28 protein-coding genes and 1 pseudogene are annotated in these 16,971 nt (G+C 37.9%); 6 read left to right on the top strand and 23 right to left on the bottom strand.

All coding sequences use genetic code 11. The features are described 5' to 3' along the window. Positions 1-19 precede the first annotated feature (19 nt). From HOO54_RS01085 to comI, 5 genes are all read left to right on the top strand, one after another. Positions 20-487: a hypothetical protein gene (locus tag HOO54_RS01085; RefSeq protein ID WP_172292100.1), complete on the top strand. Its 468-nt coding sequence runs from the start codon at positions 20-22 to the stop codon at positions 485-487. Positions 488-579: 92 nt separating this feature from the next. Beyond that, positions 580-1,059: a hypothetical protein gene (locus HOO54_RS01080; protein ID WP_172292098.1), complete on the top strand. Its 480-nt coding sequence runs from the start codon at positions 580-582 to the stop codon at positions 1,057-1,059. Between the two features lie 106 nt (positions 1,060-1,165). Continuing rightward, positions 1,166-1,402 carry a hypothetical protein gene (locus HOO54_RS01075; protein ID WP_172292096.1) on the top strand — a complete coding sequence of 79 codons (237 nt, stop codon included), beginning with the start codon at positions 1,166-1,168 and terminating at the stop codon, positions 1,400-1,402. A 69-nt stretch (positions 1,403-1,471) separates the two neighbouring features. Then, entirely contained in the window at positions 1,472-2,122 is a 651-nt protein-coding gene (locus HOO54_RS01070) for a SprT-like domain-containing protein (protein ID WP_172292094.1), read from the top strand. Positions 2,123-2,439: 317 nt separating this feature from the next. Then, a complete protein-coding gene (comI, locus tag HOO54_RS23965) occupies positions 2,440-2,538 on the top strand; it encodes a competence inhibitor ComI (RefSeq protein ID WP_241657006.1) in 99 nt (32 codons plus the stop codon). A gap of 285 nt (positions 2,539-2,823) precedes the next feature. Here the strand turns inward: comI and HOO54_RS01065 are convergent, their stop codons facing one another. From HOO54_RS01065 to HOO54_RS01030, 8 genes and pseudogenes are all read right to left on the bottom strand, one after another. After that, entirely contained in the window at positions 2,824-3,354 is a 531-nt protein-coding gene (locus tag HOO54_RS01065) for a thermonuclease family protein (RefSeq protein WP_172292092.1), read from the bottom strand. Between the two features lie 239 nt (positions 3,355-3,593). Continuing rightward, positions 3,594-3,881: a hypothetical protein gene (locus HOO54_RS01060; RefSeq protein WP_172292090.1), complete on the bottom strand. Its 288-nt coding sequence runs from the start codon at positions 3,879-3,881 to the stop codon at positions 3,594-3,596. A gap of 120 nt (positions 3,882-4,001) precedes the next feature. Continuing rightward, positions 4,002-4,337 (bottom strand): hypothetical protein, encoded by a 336-nt coding sequence (locus HOO54_RS01055; protein WP_172292088.1) that lies wholly within the window; start codon positions 4,335-4,337, stop codon positions 4,002-4,004. Between the two features lie 134 nt (positions 4,338-4,471). Next, a pseudogene (locus HOO54_RS01050) lies at positions 4,472-4,798 on the bottom strand (single-stranded DNA-binding protein); the annotation flags it as partial. Positions 4,799-4,849: 51 nt separating this feature from the next. After that, entirely contained in the window at positions 4,850-5,119 is a 270-nt protein-coding gene (locus HOO54_RS01045; protein WP_172292084.1) for a hypothetical protein, read from the bottom strand. Continuing rightward, positions 5,112-5,387, bottom strand: a complete 276-nt coding sequence (locus HOO54_RS01040; RefSeq protein WP_172292082.1) for a hypothetical protein — start codon at positions 5,385-5,387, stop codon at positions 5,112-5,114. The genes HOO54_RS01045 and HOO54_RS01040 overlap by 8 nt, the downstream gene beginning before the upstream one ends. 53 nt (positions 5,388-5,440) lie before the next feature. Continuing rightward, complete coding sequence (locus tag HOO54_RS01035; protein ID WP_172292080.1) at positions 5,441-6,118, bottom strand: hypothetical protein; 678 nt, start codon at positions 6,116-6,118, stop codon at positions 5,441-5,443. Between the two features lie 655 nt (positions 6,119-6,773). Next, complete coding sequence (locus HOO54_RS01030; protein ID WP_172292078.1) at positions 6,774-7,394, bottom strand: hypothetical protein; 621 nt, start codon at positions 7,392-7,394, stop codon at positions 6,774-6,776. Between the two features lie 338 nt (positions 7,395-7,732). On the opposite strand from HOO54_RS01030, the gene HOO54_RS01025 reads away from it, so the two are divergent. After that, positions 7,733-8,857, top strand: a complete 1,125-nt coding sequence (locus HOO54_RS01025; protein ID WP_253907584.1) for a response regulator aspartate phosphatase — start codon at positions 7,733-7,735, stop codon at positions 8,855-8,857. Positions 8,858-9,618: 761 nt separating this feature from the next. Here the strand turns inward: HOO54_RS01025 and HOO54_RS01020 are convergent. From HOO54_RS01020 to HOO54_RS24630, 15 genes are all read right to left on the bottom strand, one after another. Further along, positions 9,619-9,768 (bottom strand): hypothetical protein, encoded by a 150-nt coding sequence (locus tag HOO54_RS01020; protein WP_172292158.1) that lies wholly within the window; start codon positions 9,766-9,768, stop codon positions 9,619-9,621. Next, positions 9,765-10,160 (bottom strand): hypothetical protein, encoded by a 396-nt coding sequence (locus tag HOO54_RS01015; RefSeq protein ID WP_172292156.1) that lies wholly within the window; start codon positions 10,158-10,160, stop codon positions 9,765-9,767. The genes HOO54_RS01020 and HOO54_RS01015 overlap by 4 nt, the downstream gene beginning before the upstream one ends. Before the next feature lie 13 nt (positions 10,161-10,173). After that, on the bottom strand, positions 10,174-11,127 hold the full coding sequence (locus HOO54_RS01010; protein WP_172292118.1) for a bifunctional lytic transglycosylase/C40 family peptidase: 954 nt from the start codon (positions 11,125-11,127) through the stop codon (positions 10,174-10,176). 3 nt (positions 11,128-11,130) lie between these two features. After that, complete coding sequence (locus HOO54_RS01005) at positions 11,131-12,390, bottom strand: hypothetical protein (RefSeq protein WP_172292154.1); 1,260 nt, start codon at positions 12,388-12,390, stop codon at positions 11,131-11,133. Continuing rightward, on the bottom strand, positions 12,390-13,016 hold the full coding sequence (locus HOO54_RS01000; RefSeq protein ID WP_172292152.1) for a CD3337/EF1877 family mobilome membrane protein: 627 nt from the start codon (positions 13,014-13,016) through the stop codon (positions 12,390-12,392). The genes HOO54_RS01005 and HOO54_RS01000 overlap by 1 nt, the downstream gene beginning before the upstream one ends. Continuing rightward, entirely contained in the window at positions 13,013-13,243 is a 231-nt protein-coding gene (locus HOO54_RS00995; protein WP_172292150.1) for a hypothetical protein, read from the bottom strand. The genes HOO54_RS01000 and HOO54_RS00995 overlap by 4 nt, the downstream gene beginning before the upstream one ends. 70 nt (positions 13,244-13,313) lie before the next feature. Then, positions 13,314-13,628, bottom strand: coding sequence for a cystatin-like fold lipoprotein (locus HOO54_RS00990; RefSeq protein ID WP_309244852.1), 315 nt, complete (start codon positions 13,626-13,628; stop codon positions 13,314-13,316). Continuing rightward, on the bottom strand, positions 13,625-14,473 hold the full coding sequence (locus HOO54_RS00985; protein ID WP_172292148.1) for an ATP-binding protein: 849 nt from the start codon (positions 14,471-14,473) through the stop codon (positions 13,625-13,627). The genes HOO54_RS00990 and HOO54_RS00985 overlap by 4 nt, the downstream gene beginning before the upstream one ends. Positions 14,474-14,487: 14 nt before the next feature. Next, positions 14,488-14,796, bottom strand: a complete 309-nt coding sequence (locus tag HOO54_RS00980) for an ATP-binding protein (protein WP_172292146.1) — start codon at positions 14,794-14,796, stop codon at positions 14,488-14,490. A 53-nt stretch (positions 14,797-14,849) separates the two neighbouring features. Next, on the bottom strand, positions 14,850-15,212 hold the full coding sequence (locus HOO54_RS00975) for a hypothetical protein (RefSeq protein WP_172292144.1): 363 nt from the start codon (positions 15,210-15,212) through the stop codon (positions 14,850-14,852). A gap of 171 nt (positions 15,213-15,383) precedes the next feature. After that, positions 15,384-15,650 carry a hypothetical protein gene (locus HOO54_RS00970; RefSeq protein ID WP_172292142.1) on the bottom strand — a complete coding sequence of 89 codons (267 nt, stop codon included), beginning with the start codon at positions 15,648-15,650 and terminating at the stop codon, positions 15,384-15,386. Positions 15,651-15,753: 103 nt separating this feature from the next. Beyond that, positions 15,754-16,158 carry a hypothetical protein gene (locus tag HOO54_RS00965; RefSeq protein ID WP_172292140.1) on the bottom strand — a complete coding sequence of 135 codons (405 nt, stop codon included), beginning with the start codon at positions 16,156-16,158 and terminating at the stop codon, positions 15,754-15,756. Then, positions 16,155-16,328 (bottom strand): hypothetical protein, encoded by a 174-nt coding sequence (locus HOO54_RS25030; RefSeq protein WP_172292138.1) that lies wholly within the window; start codon positions 16,326-16,328, stop codon positions 16,155-16,157. The genes HOO54_RS00965 and HOO54_RS25030 overlap by 4 nt, the downstream gene beginning before the upstream one ends. 183 nt (positions 16,329-16,511) lie before the next feature. Then, complete coding sequence (locus HOO54_RS25025; RefSeq protein WP_375335795.1) at positions 16,512-16,625, bottom strand: TcpD family membrane protein; 114 nt, start codon at positions 16,623-16,625, stop codon at positions 16,512-16,514. 16 nt (positions 16,626-16,641) lie between these two features. After that, positions 16,642-16,773, bottom strand: coding sequence for a hypothetical protein (locus HOO54_RS24630; protein WP_301539263.1), 132 nt, complete (start codon positions 16,771-16,773; stop codon positions 16,642-16,644). Positions 16,774-16,971: the final 198 nt, after the last annotated feature.

The raw sequence follows: 16,971 nt of genomic DNA, 5'->3' as shown, positions 1-16,971 counted from the left end.
TTTTTAGAGAGGAGAAAACATGAAAGAAAACAACTATTTCTGTGAGAGTCAAGGATCAAAGGGGTTAACAAAAAAGTTGATTTATAGCATCTTTCCTTGGTTTTCGATTATAGTTATAATCATTTTTTTATTAGAAATAAAGATACCTCAAGACTTTTATCCGGAAACGAATTTTAGAGGGCTTCGTTTTTTGTTTAGTGACGACTGGATCACTATACCTTTTAATAGGTTAGATAAGGATGTCCTTGTTGTTTTTTTAAACCTTACTAAATTATCAGGGTGGATTCTTACTTTAAATATAATTATTTCACCTATAGCTGAATTCAGTAAACAGTGGCATGAATCTACAAAGCGTTATATCTCTATTATATTAATAGGATTAAACTTCTTATTATCTTGTATAGGAAGTATATTAGCGATATCTGGCATAGGATGTCTAATTTTTATATCATTTTTAAATATACCGATTTTTGAATTATTTTTTTGAATACCAGTTAAAAGGAAGCAATTGAATTTTAATAGAAATTACTAAAAACATTAGAAGGCTATTCAAAAGATTTAATTAAGGAGTGAGCTTAATTGAAAACATGCACCTACTGTGGTACAGAACTTGCTTCAAATTACTGCTCATACTGTGAAATGGCCCTCAAGCTTGACGACATCTCGGAAAACGGTCAACGAAAAAAACATTCGCTCTCCTATGAACCTGATCCGGCTGACATTTTTAAATCGACTCTTGAATTATTAAAATCCAAAACAATTGAACTCATCTATCTATTAAGATACGCCCGTAAGTACCGTTCAAATGTATATAATAGTCGCCTTAACATTCATCGAGCTGAACAGGCCGGACAAAGCGATAAACAGCTTAATCAGTTCCATCAAGAAAGCTACAAGGAGTACGAAAAAGCCACTCGCAAGGTATGGGTGATCGAAAACATTATTGCTGACCGGATCGGTTACATACCGGAACAAATTAATGACAAATTTTTATCTGCATACGTCAATAAAATAGAGCAAAAACAAGGTAAGATCATGCTGATGAAAAGTCATTCGTAAAGAAGAGATTTGTGAGGGTATAGTTTTTTGGCACTTATCGAGATTGATTTAGATGACAAGAAAACAGAAGTGTATCCAAACACTTTGATCAATAGGAGGACAGTACATGCGAAAATTAGAAATTTACAAGGAAGATTGGGAATTTGTCATCGAGCATGTAAATGAGTTTGACCATGCCGTGAAGAGTTATTTTGCCACTGAAGAAGGTTTAAAAGAAGGTCTTGAAGCTTATATTCCTTTGATGAATGAGTATGAAATAAAGGCATCTAGTGAGGTTTGGGGATTGGTTATCAACCTATTAAATTCTATTTCTGTAAGTAAATCAATCAATGAAAGAGAATAAACATGTATAAATGGGGTTTTTCGATAGGTTCAACCCTACTAATGTAAATGAAGATTGGAGGCGCTCCTCATGACTAATATTCAAGCAGCCATCAATGAACTGCATGTCGCTTTCAAGAAGTTAAATGATGCCTTTTTCAATGGTGAACTGCCTGAACCAGCAATCACCATTCAAACAAGTGGAAACCGTAAATCTATGGGATGGTGTACGACAAAAGAAGTCTGGCGCGACAAGGAAGGGAAAAACCGACGGTATGAATTGAACATCGCAGCCGAATACCTCGATATTGAGTTCATGGAAACTATGGACACGATGCTTCACGAAATGGTTCACCTCTACAATGGAATTCACAACATACAAGACTGCTCCCGCAACGGCACCTATCATAACAAAAGATTTAAAACTGAATGCGAGAGGCGCGGCTTTTACTTCCCTGACGACAAACCAGATAAAAAATATGGATGGGCTTTTCCAAAGCTGACAGAGGTCACAAAGAAAAAGATTGAATCATTAAAGATTAACCCTAAATCCTTCAGTATTGCACGAAAAGGATTTCACGGCGGGGCTGGCGACAATGAATCCGGAGAACAGCAGGAAGAAAAAAAGCCTAGAAAGTTTAAATGGATCTGCCCTAGGTGCAGCCTGCGCGTGTTATCTTCTAAAAAGGAAATCGCGGTAAAATGCGTAGAATGCGATGAAATCTTAATCAATGAATCTTAATTGACAGACCTACGGTGAAAGCCGTGGGTCATGTTGTTTTTCCTTCTTTTGTTTTCTGAGAGAGTTTTAAATGTTTTCGTGAATGATATACCACAGGCAATATTCCAAATACAAAGATCCTTAAAAAGGGATCTGGTCTTCATTTTAAAATGTCACACTCTACTGATATATATCGGTGGGAACAGAAAGTTTGAACTTTCTCAAAAAGGGATGGAAGTCTTGTGTTTTTCAGAAAATTCCTATAAAGTAAAAATTAGCGATAGATTCGGCTTTGTAGGGGCGTTCGGCTCACCTCCAGAAAGAGGGGAGGTGAGAATATGGCTGTAGAAAGCGCACTTGGATTGATGTTTCAATTTGGAATCCTGATTGTTGGGATATTGACGCTTGCCCATAGTTTCTCGAACAAAAAAAAGTAAGAACGCCCCGACTACCAATCTTGACGTTCTTACTTTAAAAAATTAAATTTTGGATCAAGGCCGAACTCCCTTACAGGAGCCTCCTATCGCCGATCGGAGATGTTACCAGCATCTTCGATCTTTTTCTTTATTATAGTCTCTTTTTTATACATTATACTCATTTACATACATTGTATTCATTTACACCTCGATTGTATCAACAAAATCACAGCATGTCCAGATTATAAGTTTCTATTTGTAATAAGTCAGACGAGAACCCCGCCTCACACAAGACGTGGTCTATTTTTACTGACTCCATATTCCTTTATGTTCTTTTTTAGCTTTGTTCTCGATGTCTCGGAACTGATCGATAAATTCAGTATTTGGAGGGAATACGGCGACACGCGCAAGCCCCTTCTGTAGCAACAATTCATTTATCATTGTCCCGTCCTTCAGATAGACATAAGCCAAGAGCCGTCCGTATCTATCCCTTTCCTGAACTCCAAGCCTTAGATCAACTTTCTGGCCGCTGAGTGTCTTTTTAGTGAAGTTTGACACCTCACATCCGAATGGCTCTTCTCCCTTTTTAGGATGAACAGTCTCAGGGGTATCAACCAAAATAAAACGGACGCGCTCTTTCTTTCCACTCTTCATCCTTATGTCTATGGTGTCTCCATCTACAACATTTACGACCTCAGCGGAAATTAAACGCTGTTCCTGCTGCTGTTCGGCTACCGTTGTCACGTCTGTCGGCGGTGTGTCTGCTGCTTTATTGCAGCTCACCAAGACGCCCAGAAGCAACACAAGTGACAAACTGTATCCTGCTATTTTCTTCATAAGCCTTTCCCCTCCATTACTAGACTGCGTTTCTCGATCTCCTTAACTATCTCTCTCGTTGGCCATTCCTTTAAGTCGTCGGGGATGGCTTCGCCACGCTTTTTTAGAAGGTTAACTAAATAATAATAACATTGGCCCCAATCGTGATAATGAATTTTTCGCACCTTGTTTTCCTCCTTCAGCTGTCGCCCGGCACCGGAAGGGGAACGTCATAGCCAAGAATAAACGGAGCCAGCATTTCAAAATACAAAAAAATTATTAATGATTTGGATAATGTCATAATGAGAGACAATAAACACTGCAATAACTCCAATTAAATTAAAAATGATCCAGTGAGTGATTTGTTTTAGCCCCTGATAGCCGTCTGTACTTATAAAGAGGGATAGTATCCCCATTACGCAACAAATAGCATGTGCAAACGTAAGATTATGATTTGAGAAGGAATCTGCGGTCGATTGTCTATAAAAATCAATTGACGTAACAAGCCAATATACGACCGAAATCAACTTCATAAGTTTAATAGCCACAATTAATCCTCCTGTCCTTCAGGTTCTATTTTTACGTTAAAAAAAGAACAAAGGTTTCATTCATTGATTTTCTCTCGGGGCTCAAAAAATTTATAGGTGAGGGGTAAAAGCCCCCGATTGCTACAAGTTCATGAAAAAATCAAAAGCTTTTTTTATTGCCTTTTCCTTGTCGTAATCCCGCCGAAATCCTAACTCTACAGCTGGACAGGTATCACAAATATAAATTTTGACTTCTTTGATCGCCTGACGGTAAAGCCTTCCATGCTTGCAATCCGGGCAGGGCTGTGAATGGTTTAGGTCTGAAAAATAATTCTCTATAAACGCCACGTCGTCAAACGTATAGCCCTGTAAAAACCATTCATATGAAATGCCTAATGTATCACGACAATACTTTTTCAGTTCTTTTAAAAGCATATACTCTCTTTCATTCCGTTGCAATTCGATATATTCACACATTTTGTTCTCTCCTTATATAGAATTGGTACGCCCCAAAAGGGGCGTGCCTTAGCTTAATACGGAATTTCGTCATCATCAGCGCCTGGAACAAACCCCATTGGTTCCCGGAAGTCTCTGTCAGCTGACTGTGAGCTGCCTGATTGTTTTTTCTTTGGTTCTAAAAACTCAGCTGTTTCAACGACAACCTCTATTTTATAAACTCTAGTGCCGTCCTTCTCATATGAGCTTGTTTGCAAGCGTCCGGATACTCCGATCAAAGACCCTTTTCGCTGAAAATTTGCGATGTTCTCGGCAAGCTTTTTCCATGCCTGACAGTTGATAAAGTCGGCTTGTCGCTCGCCTTGCTGGTTGGTAAAAGTCCGATTTACAGCCACTGTAAAGTTAACGACGGGATTCCCGCTCGGTGTATATTTAAGTTCCGGATCTCTTGTAAGTCTGCCAATAAGTGAAACATTATTCATTTATGATCTCTCCTTTTTTGAATAGTACTATTCAATACTTTTTTAAAAAAATTAGGCTTCAATGAGCAGATTTGAAATGACATCACCCGAAAACCAACACTTCTTATACAAAATCTCATTTTCTCCTTCGGCCAGTAACATGATTTCCTCAGCCTCATCCCAACTGTAATTTTTCAAGAAGTCTAATAAATCAGCATATCCATACTGCGGTAATAGATGAAATAGCCAACTTTTTCTAACCTTAAAGCAAATACCCTGCTCTCCATCCTCCGCGAAATCATCATAAGGCCCGTGCGTCCACAACAAAATTGAATTATTCATCATAAAAACCTCCTCGAAAATTTGTTTCGATATACTTTTTTGCTAGGTGCTGAAAAAAATAACGATTTACGTCGCCATTGCTGAAATCAATACACATGAGGGAGTATTTGACCACCTCCTGCTCTCTTTTAGATGCTGACAGAATGACTTCATATAAAATCTCAGCTTCGATAAAGTGCGTTAGCCCGCCAACATCCACCCGATAAACTTGATCCTTCAAACCCTTCTCATCTATAAACCTGCCTAGCCATGTTGTCGTATCAATCATGTTGTACCCTCCATTAAGTAAATTTTTTTAGGGGAAGGGCGGTGTCTCCGCCCCTAAACAGCGACATACAAAGTTCGATAATCAAAGTGATGGCAAGCAACGCGTAATTTGATTTTGTTGTCCTCTGTCTCATCGACCCGTAGCCACCATCCGCTAGGCGACTCTGTCAGCTCTTTGGCAAAGTCCAAAAGGTCCAACAGCTCGCCTTTTCTGAAATTCACCGCCGCGTCATAAGCGTAATCATCAGTAAGCGCCATGTCTTGAACGCCTTGTATTACCTGCCCCGACAAGATCGCTTTAGCGATCTTGTCAATCGTCCATTTTGAATGAGGATTAACCCTTTTCGGTTTTGCAAATGGGCTGAAGACGCGCACCGCCTTTTCCTTATCATGAAAGTTTTTCACGCTCCCGTCATCAATGTCCGGAAGATCGTTTACGATAGCTCTTTCAATCAATTCAGCAAAATTGATTTTCAGAAAGAACATATACTCATTCATGATTTCTTGGCCATCAAAAGAGCCTTTCTGAAAATATACCGTATGTTTGATGACTGTTTTTCCGCGCTTTAAAGCATTATCAAGGGTACGGACGATAAGCGTATTTTCGTAGAGAGTGACTGCAAGCTGTTCTGACTCAACATAAACGGTCCCGTTGAAATAGATTTTTGTCTTATTAAATCCTGTATAGGCTTTCTCCAATTCTTTTAGGTCTTTAAAGATTTCAATGCTCATTTGGTTTCCTCTCCTTTTTTCATTTTTGAACTCCGAAGGGAATTAGTTCCCCAAAGGGGGATTATTTTTTCCCTTTTTGACACGTAGAGCGAAAATGCCCCATAGCTGACTCGTCAAGGGTTTCAGCCGGAAAAGTTTTTATCACCGCTGCAGCTTGCAGCGGGGTTTCGATAAAAAGTTTTTCGCCCCTTGATGAGTCAGCTCGGCTTGTTGGGCCGGAGTCGGGAAGAGTAACGAGGCTCGCCCGACCCCGGCCCTACAAGCCTTGGGGACATTTACGCTTCGGAGGTCAAAAAGGGAAAAAGCCGAAAGGAGACGTATGTCTCCTTTCCGCCTGGCGTTGTTTTGTATTTGGTTTTTTCATCTTTGTTCACTCGTTAAAAAATGGACAGGAACATAGCAGCTGTAGCTTCTGCATCCGCTGCAAGTAAATCCGGAAGTTTATAAATGTATGTTAGAAGTCGTCAAAAAAAAGGAGGCATTATGCAGGGAACTAAGAGGTATTGGAAGGATACGCTTAAAAAATATGAAAACCAAGATGAACAATTCTTAATACATTCTTTGCTTAAGCAAAGAAAAACGGGCTTAAGCCCGTTAAATGAAAAAGGAGGCTACTGTGATTTTCTCGACAGCAGCCTTCATTTATATGAAATTTCTAAAAGCAACGGTAAAAGACATCTCCTATATTAAAGAATTCCAATAATGCTTTTTGTGTTTCTCCAGGAAATGCTTTTGTGGAGATTCGAATTGCCTTTTTAAGTGCTCCCATTCGGGAACGCCCTAAGTTTCTTTGGTGTTTATAAGCTCTAACAACTGTCTTAACCATTGTATTTATTCCACCCATTAATTTTGCGGCTTTTTTCACTTTTAAAAGCTTAGCCCATGGTATAGCATTAGAAATAAGAGCCTTTCCTATACTTGAAAGACATGGCCAAGATAAAAAGCTCTGTGTTTTAAATGTATGATTGTTATTTATTTCAATAGTTTTTAAGCCTTCTTCAGTAGCAATAAAATTGAAATCCTTGAAGTCAGACCCTTTATTTTCATTTAGCCATTTAACCCCTGCTTCAATCCCTCGTTCCGCAACATCCGTAGGCATTTCATCAATTAATTTAGCAAAAGGACCAAAAACATTTTCGAGTTGTTCAGCCTCAGCATTAATTTCGTTTGAAAGACTTTCTGCTTTTGCCATTGGAAGAGAGACCGCCGTGGAAAATAATAAGCATGTACACATAAAAATAATTATGTACTTAAAAGTTTTAAAATTAGAAACCATAAAAACCCTCCTATTAAAGTAATTTACAAACATTCCATGTAATTATATACTATATAAGTATTTAAGTGGATAGTTAATTTTCTAGAAAGGTGAATATTTCATGAAAAATTTTATGGTTACTTTACTCTTTGTTATTGTTATAGGATCTTTTGTATCTAACTTTTTTTTAGAAGAAACTGCCCAGACAATTGTCAACGTGATAGGGATAATTGGAATTTTAATTCTCGCTATTGTATTTCGAATCATTAAAACAGACTAAGGACGATAGGGAAAAAATCAATATTGCATTAACCTATTTGTGGTACAATATTTAAAAAATGGGAAGGGGATCATTAAGTTTGAGTAAAGAAGAGACAATTCCTTATGATCTTGTTGCTACGAAGATGAATTTTTGGTACAACTCACTTAAGAATAACTGGATACATAAAGCTGAGGAAACAAAAGAAGAAGTCAGGGAACTTCTCGAGAATATGGAAGAAAACCAGGACGTTCTTGTTTATTATTCATTACTTGAGTTTAGGCACAAGTTACAACTCGACTATTTGTATGCTGATTCAGGTAGTGATCTTGAAGAACGATTTAAAGAGTTTAAAAGAATTAGAGAAAGAAATAAACTAGAAGGTATGCTTGAGTACTATTATCAATTCTTTTCGGGGATGTATCATTTTAGACAAAAAGAATTGTTACATGCTTTAAGGTATTATAGAAATGCAGAAATTAAACTTGAAGTCTTCAACTGCGATGAGTTAGAGAAAGCTGAGTTTTATTTTAAAATTTCAGAACTTTATTACAATATGAAACAAACTTTGTTTTCGATGGATTATGCTAATCAGGCATACAACATCTTCAAACAATATGACACTTATGGTGATAAATGCATTCGCACCAATTTCATTATTGCAGGTAATTATTCAGATCAACTGCATCATGAAATGGCTTTGAATAATTTACAAAAAGCTTTAGCTGAATCTGAGAAAATGGAAGAGGGGTTTTTGATCGGGGCTTCTCATTTAAACATTGGCTTATGCTATAATGAACTTGAAGAACTTGAGAGATCGTCCAATCATCTACAGAAATCCCTTGAAATTTACAGGGAAGATAGCAGCATCTATTCGTCTAAGGCTGCTTTTAATCTTGCATATGTTGAAGCAAGGAAAGGTAACATAATGACAGCAAATGACTTATATTTTGAGGGTAAAGAATTGGCTGAAAAACACCAGACTTTAGATGACCTTGCAAAGTTGCAGTTACTTAAAGGGCTTCACTTAGACTATGACATGGATTTGATGAGGGAATCATTTAAGTTCTTCAAGGAGAAAGGTATGTACGCTGAAATGGAAGATTACGGACTAGATGCAGCAAAAGTGTTAGAGAAAACAGAGAAACTGCATGATGCTATTGAATGTTACCGTACTGCATTTGAAGCAAGATGCTTAATCAAAAGGAGTGTGTTGGCAGGATGAAAACTAAAGCTTTAATATGTATTGTTTTATTGTTAGGTGTAACAGGGGTGGTAAGTTCAACCTATACCAAGATAGCACGCCTTACCAAGTTTCAGAAAGATACGCAACTTGATTGAAGAAAGTGTAGTCAAACCATTTTTGTCTCAAGACAACTATTACTATATGATCGCAAAAAATGCACCCGAAATAAGAGTGCATTTTTTTATTTGGCATAGAAAATATGTATACAAAATCTAAACATTTAAATCTCTAGTTTACATAATAACCACTATGAGAAGTTGATTTTTTAGCCAATCCTCAAAATCGATCATTTTCAGCCGTGAGAAGCAATTTTGCATCTGGGAAATAATCAAAAAATCGCCCTTTTGTTTCTAAGGGGCGATCTTTTCTTTCCTCCATATAGCTCTTATTTTCGCATTCATCGGCTTATTGCGATTTGTTATTAGTTGGTCTATCATATATTGTTTTATAGTGTCCGCAAAAACTCTTTGTAGTGTTGCTATGGAATTTTTTTAAGCTTGAATTCCGAACAATGCAGCTGTCCTGGAAGATCCAAAAGGAGCTAAAACACGAATGAAAAAAGATGGCCAACTTTCAGATCCTCACTTATTCACGAACGAAGTATAAATATATCAGTACCCTAAAATTTTCAGGATGATTCTGACGCAATTAATGGGTGATTGTTCATTAAAATCAATTTAATTGCGTTAGAATGCTCATATACAACATCGTTTTGCTGTAATTCCTGAACGTGTTTAGTCTTACGGTTGCTGTCCTCCTACATTGGCCATAAATTCAACATTATCTACTTTCCAATCTCCATTTTCTAAAGTAATCAAATTTGTTTTTATGACGATCTTCTGCTCGCTGGCTGTACCATTGTAACTGGTACGGACAGTAAACTCGTTCATAAAAGAAGCTTCCTGCTTATCCGATTGATATTCATAACTACGTAAACCAGAAATGGAAGAGGATACATCAGAACCTTTTTTGGAATACTACTGCCACTCGGATAAGTGGACTGATAACCTTTTTCTGTCATTAGTGGCTTGATGTCTTCATATCGCTGTTTCGTGTTTTTGTAAGTGAAAAATCTATTGATAAACTCATGGTTCAGCTCTGCTGCCTTTGATTGATCTAATTTTTTCAGTCGGTCGATCTGGTCAGCATAGTTCTTTTTTTGCTCTGTTGCAGCTGCTAAATCCTTTTTTAAAGATTGGGTGTATATTAGCATTAAAGCCACGGCAATGGCCGCAATGATAACGACAAGCCGTATTCCATGCTTTTTCCGCTGTTCTTCCACAATCTCACCCTTTCTATATTCTTCTGAATCCCAAGTATGGGTAAAGCTTTTTCCAAGTAGCTACGCTCGAATATTCAATTCCGTTATCATTTGCATTGATAAATTTTCCCCCTCCAACATACATACCAACATGAGTCGGACCAGACGCATATGTGCTGAAAAAGACTAGATCGCCGGGTTGTACTTTATCATCGGGAACTGGCTTGGTCTTCTCATATTGTGTAGCTGCATTTCCATTAAGATCAACACCAATTTGACCAAAAGCATATTCCATAAGACCACTACAATCAAATCCGCCTGCCGCTGGTGTCCGTCCTCCCCACACATAAGGATCACCTAAAAACTGTTTCATAATGTTGTGAACTTGGGCATAATCAAATTTTTGTTTCCCGCCACCGTCGTTTGTATCTAAGTACCTCATAACATGGTCAACATATAGGGGATCGCCATAACTGGGCCATCCTAGCTTTGTGGCCTGTTCTTTACTGAATCTAGAAGCAAGCTTCTTTGTATACTTCCCTCCGTATTTTTTAACATAGTCAATGAACCCGCTACCATAGTTATAGGCTTGAAGGGTCAATTTAATATCACCACCGGCTTTTTTCAGAACGCTTTTAAAATGCTTCATCCCAACATCAATGCTCAATTCCGGATCTGTAATAGAATTAGGGGGCAACCCTATTGATTCTGATGACTGCATAACGTCTAAATGACGACCTCCACTCTCTTGCATGACGAGGGCCATAATGATGTCAATATGCTTTGTAAGACCATATTTTTCAGCGTACTTTTCAAAAAGAGGGCGATAACGTTCTACTTCTTTACTAATTTTCGCTGTACCTGAAATATTTTCGTCAAAGCCGACCTTTTCTTCATCATCTCCGGCTCCAAACAGTAGGATAAATCCCGCTAAAACTGTATATCCTACTATAAAAAGAATGATGCCAATGACAAGAATTTTCTTCATACTTTACTCACCCCGTGCCCGATTAGGACTCTCAGGAAGGTGATTTTCAGACCGTTCTTGCACTTGTCGCCGTTCACTACGTCTATCCTCTGTACCGGTTGGCTGAATTTGATTTGACTTTGAGTTTTGAGACATTTGTGTCTCATATTCATCCATTGGCGGCTCCATTGCTGCAAGACTAGAAAGATCACTATCATTCGAATTGCTTTGACTGGCTGATTGGGATTGAGGACTTCTCTCATGTCGAATATTTTCATCCCATGATGTAACTCGAGGCTGAGATGAGTCTCTCCACATATCTTCTGGGTTTCTCTCCCGTGAATCTTGAGAAGTACGAGCTTGAGAAGTACGATATTGCTCACGGTTCAATGTCTCTGCTTTTGGTGCGGGTTGATCTATTTTCTGTGGTTCTCGATGTTGTTCATCACGATTTAATTCTGCTTTACCTACATGACGATGACCAGAGGAACCTTCTTGTGTTCTTTCCAGCTCCTGTTGTTCATGTGAATCTTTCTCCAAACTGCTTTGGGCCGTTCTATCCTGACGACTGTCCTTATAGTCACTCATATTAACGACTTTACCAGCAGAATCTTCTTGTGAAGAACGAAGTTCTGAACGATCTGCTGAATCGTCCATATTACTTGTAACTGCATTAGCAGATACACTGCTGTTCTCATCTTCTCCTGTCTCACGGTTTTCATTTCGTTCTTGAGCATTCTGTGCTGCCTCGGATGCTGCCGTACCAGAAAGATATGCAGAGGCCGCAGTTCTAGCAATATTAGTAGCTCTTTCTGCTGGTTGGCGAATTCCTTTTTCATATGCACGCTTTGCCATTCCAGCATCCACTGAAACTACCCTGCCGGCTGTGATAAATTCAACGATCTTATCCCTATATTTAATCATTAGAATAATGGCAAGACCTGTTACAAAAGCATTTAACATATATTGATCAGGTGTATCCATTGGAATTAAGTCTCCTGTAATGCTAATAATCAAAAATGTAAATAGGAGAATCATTCCAATAAAGGCTTTCATTAAAAAGGTACCAACCAATCTGCCAAACGCATACCAAGCGCTATTTGCAAAGTTCGGTAAAAAAGAGATAATACAACTGAGTGGCAGTATTACACTTATTGCCAAGACAAGAATTTGAACAACGAAATTAGCAAATGCCACTAACAGTAAAGGAATTCCTAATATTAGAGCAAAGACTAACGAAAAAATGGCAATACCAACTTTGTTTGGAATTCCTGCTTGCCCCATCATCGTATTCCCAAGCTCATTAGCCTCTGTTGTAGCAACCTTTTTCGTTCCTCGTATCCCTCTTTGTTAAGCTTATATTCTAGTAAATTTGTAATTCTATCTTTATCGTCTTTTGTAAGTTTAGATTCATCTGTCGTGCCATAGTTCATAGTTAAATATGGTTTGTAAACTGAAATATCAAAGTATTGATTACGGAGAAGAGCAATAGATCCCTCTAATTCTTGGCCTTTAGGAATCTCTTGGTCGTTGGTGATAGTAGTACCCGCTTTCATAACAAGTCCTTGTGCTTCAGCACTCCAATTATTCATCACTTTTAAAAACCAGCCGACATTTGTAAACCAAACAAAAGCAACAACAACGACTGCAATTAACCTAAATGTTGTCTTGCCTGCATTCATACTGTTTTTCTGACCAACGTATTGAAAGAAAATATACAACACAGCAATCACAAACAACAGAACACCGAACGTTCCATAAAGGTTCTCCCATATATGAGTCGATATTTCCCCGATCCGATCAGCAAATTTATTAACGACTTCTATATTATATAACCAGTTAAGACCAGTATCGACTAAACCGGAAACCATCTTAGTTAGTCCAAAAGTGATACTTGCAAGACTGTTCATATTTTGTTTAATGATTCTTCAGAAAAAGGATTCCAGCTAGATTCTACATCAGTAACAGCATCATATTGGTCATAGCTGTATCGCTTACTTTCAAGGGTAATTCCACCCTGTTTTACATCTTTGGGTTGCACCTTGCTTGCGGTATCATCAGCAAAAGCCGCAGAACCAATAAAGGAGATAAAAATGATGGATAGAGTAAACAGAATTATCTTTGAGGTTTTTTTCATGGTTCCCTCCCTCGTCTACACATCGTTGTAGACATTTATCCTTCTATATTTTCTGTGTACACCGGCTCTCCTAAATCGTCATCCCCATTGGGATAGAGGTCATATTCACCACTTTTTGTTTTTTATAAGTCATTTTAATTGGATCGCCTTTTCTGATTTCAAAATACAATGAAATATACTTCCCATCTTGATACACACGAATTTCTGTATTTTCACGCTTCAGTCTGTCGATATCTTTAACAACTCCTGGCTTCTGTAATCTTTCATTTTGCAGGCTAATGACTTGATTAATTTCTTCATCATATTTCTCTTTGTCCCCTCCACAGCCGGTAATACCAGCAATGACAGCAATGAGAACGAAAGATCCAATAAGTTTTTTTATCACGCAAGTTCCTCCTCTGCCCTTGCAGAATGCGACTTTTCAACTGTCTTAAATGCAATTACCCATTCTTCAAATAAACAATCTATTGAGAGCTTGCCGACACGACCGTAAAAATCCATAAAAAGCGCTTGCCCTTTGACCATATTTGCAACCATTTCTTCGTTCTTTTTCGTTTGTGGAAGATTCATTGTTTTTAAAATTGCAGGACGATCGACATCATTATCAAAAGCGAATCGTGCCCCAAAATTCCCTTTATCATCATCGGTTTCAGAGTCAGCCATATTTTGTGAAACAAGATATAATTGATTCTTAAAAGACCGCCCAACACGCTTCATATCCTTAATCAATCTCTTACCACCACGAGCTTTAGTCAGCGTCCATGCTTCATCAAAAATAATGGCTGTTGGATCTTCGTGGCTCCGGCGGCCAAATTTCTCACAGAATTTCGCGAGACCAATCATAATACTGAGACTCTTTCTATCACTGTCACTGTAGTATCGTGGATCATCATCTTCATTCGGTAAATCCAACCCTGCGATCTCTAAGATAGTGACTTTACTGTTCAAATTAATAGCATCTGCGTCCCCATAACTGAAAACCAATTGAAGAATGCTATTTTGAACCATTTGAACCAACAGCTCCCCGGCACTCCGAATTGTAGGATTTTCTTCATTATGAATTAAACGATCAACAACATTCATAAGACCAACGGTCTCACCTTTCGCCCTCTGTTCAATAACGATATCTAAAGATTTCAATATCTCCGTTTTCACATCATCTTTTCCATGAAGATCATAAATTTGCTCAATGATGTCCTGAGCTGTTTCTTTCGCTTCATAACCTTGCAAGAAAACAATAGGATCTAAAACTCCGAAATTATTTTGTTAGAAACATCAAGCGTGACATAATGAAATGATCGAATTAGCTCTATAAACATCGGATACTTAGCCCGGATATTAGGGTCACTAATAGCTTTATTAAACCATTTACGGATTTCTACTTTCGGATCAGTCATTAAAACCTGACAATCCAAGAACGATAAATATAGCAAGATCATTTTAACTAAGAATGATTTACCTTTCCCGGTTGCTCCAGTGATATTCACATGTGGACTGTCAGTGATGGCCCCCGGTATTCCTTCATTCGCGATAAATGGGTGAAACAGTACCACATCCCGACTACTGGCTATAGATTGATCAAGAGGGACTTTATCAGTGAATTTGTCTACTCTTCCAAAATAAAAGCCGACATTCGAACCGAGCCGGTTCGATAGACTGAAAAGATTCTCTGCAAAACCTTCATGTGTGGTTTGCTGAACCCAATTTTTTCAAACTGTAACGGGGCACCATGCAAAAATTTGTAGAAGAGCTGCAATTGATCAGCAATTGGCCGAACACAATAAATATGCGAATGCTTCATAATCCGGATAACTTCACTTGCCCTGCGTTTACATTGTTCTTTATTTTTCCCACTAACAACAAATGCTGCTACCCATTTCATAAATGGAAAATTGTCATTCTTTATTTTGTTGGTCAACTTGCCAAGCAACTCACGTCCGGAATAAAGTCTGTTGTCAGTTTCATCCACCTCATTCATATCCTTTGGGTTTCACTAAAGCGCCGTTTCGTGATAGCCACTTTTCGAAGCGTTGATTCTTTTGATTGATATTGAGCTTTTATATGCAGCTCTACAGGGAAATTTAAATTTGTGCCCGTTGAAAAATGTGTGAGTATTCCATGTTTTCAGGGAAATCATCGACTACAATAAAGCTGATAAACATTTACCTTCCGTCGTTTGGAGATTTAAGAATCCTGGCTCTGTCGGATCAATAATGGCATCAGTAATATTTGTTTGGCCACGTTTCTTTTGCTCTTCAACAACACTATGATCTATGTCTCTCAAAAAGTTGTAACGATTTATATATATCAATTGATCTTCTGTAAGCCGCCTTCCACCAACACTTGCTACCAGTTGAAAAAGGTCTTTTTCAAGCTCAGTAAACCGTTGAAAAAATTCTGCGGTCATTTCCCTTTCCATCCCCAAAAGATTTACTAAAACGTCTGAGACAGACGTAAAAGCGTTTTTATAACTCCTTTGATGTCTTCTGATCCTTCAAGTAAGTTTCCTTTTAAGCGAACCCCAAGAATAAAATCGGTTGAGTAACACGACCAAGCTCTTGATTTAAAAGCTTTATCGCTTCGGAATTGTAATAACGGCCAATCTCTAAAGTACTTGGATGAAAGTCTTTTTCTAAAGACCCAAACCGCTGTTCTAAATCAAGATATTGCGGATACATTTCTAAGTGGATATCTTTATATTTTTCTAACTCCTTAAACAGAATCCGGAACTCCGCTTTGTGATCCTCTATTTTTTCTTTATTGCTCTGAGGCACAACAACGGGGCTAATGCGATAGTAAGCATAAATTTCACCGACTTTGTCAGCATAAGATTGTTGTGTAAGCTTTTGATCGGTGTTTTTAACTTCATCGTCATACCCGTCCTTTCTCTTTATAATTGTTTCTTCAAAGGTCACTTGTTCCACATTCGTATATAAAACCTCTTGATCGTTAGCAAACTTTCGTTTGGCATATATATACTTAAAAAATAATTGGCAAAATCAAAGAGAAAAAGATGGATCTTCTTACCGTTGTATTTTTGTTTGATCAGGAATCCGCTTAATAAATAAGGGATTCCTATATACATTACAAGTGTTAAACCGGGATAATTGATCCGATATTATTAAAGAAGTCACGAAAAGCGATCATCGCGAGGAATATCGCTGTAACAATGTTCCTCGCACCAAACTTAACCCGCCAGGTATATTCAATTTCCAAATTCTTATATAGAGTAATAGGATGGTTCATCGTTTTTTGTAATTGTACGCTCTCATTTATTACCCCCAAAAACTTTTGAAGCAATTTCAGCCAACTGACCTAAAAGTCGTTCCGGATTTCCTACTGCAAAAAAGACAAAAGCTCCTGCAACGAAAAAGCCAATCAATCTACCAATGTCCTGTTTAAATAGGTAATAGACTCCAAACAATACTAAAAACAATCGCTACGGCGTTACCGCCTTCGGTTGTAACCCAAGTTTTAAGGTCTCCTAATGATGGAAGACTTGCACCTAAAACATAATAAAAGTTCATCATAATTATTTACCTCCTAATGTGTTTTCCATCTTTTTTACGAAATACTTCCCATCACGTTTCTCTAAATAAATTGTGAAGCTTTCTGTATTTTCAATAGAATAGAACTTTTATGACAAAATTCATTTTTACCCGAAGGGTATACTTTAGTATTTCCAATCCAACAAATGAACGCTGACCGTTTAGAGCCTGTGGCTTTTC

It is taken from the genome of Bacillus sp. WMMC1349, assembly GCF_013155385.1.
Classification (GTDB): Bacteria; Bacillota; Bacilli; order Bacillales; family Bacillaceae; genus Bacillus.
This window is presented reverse-complemented; position numbering and strand designations above follow the sequence as displayed.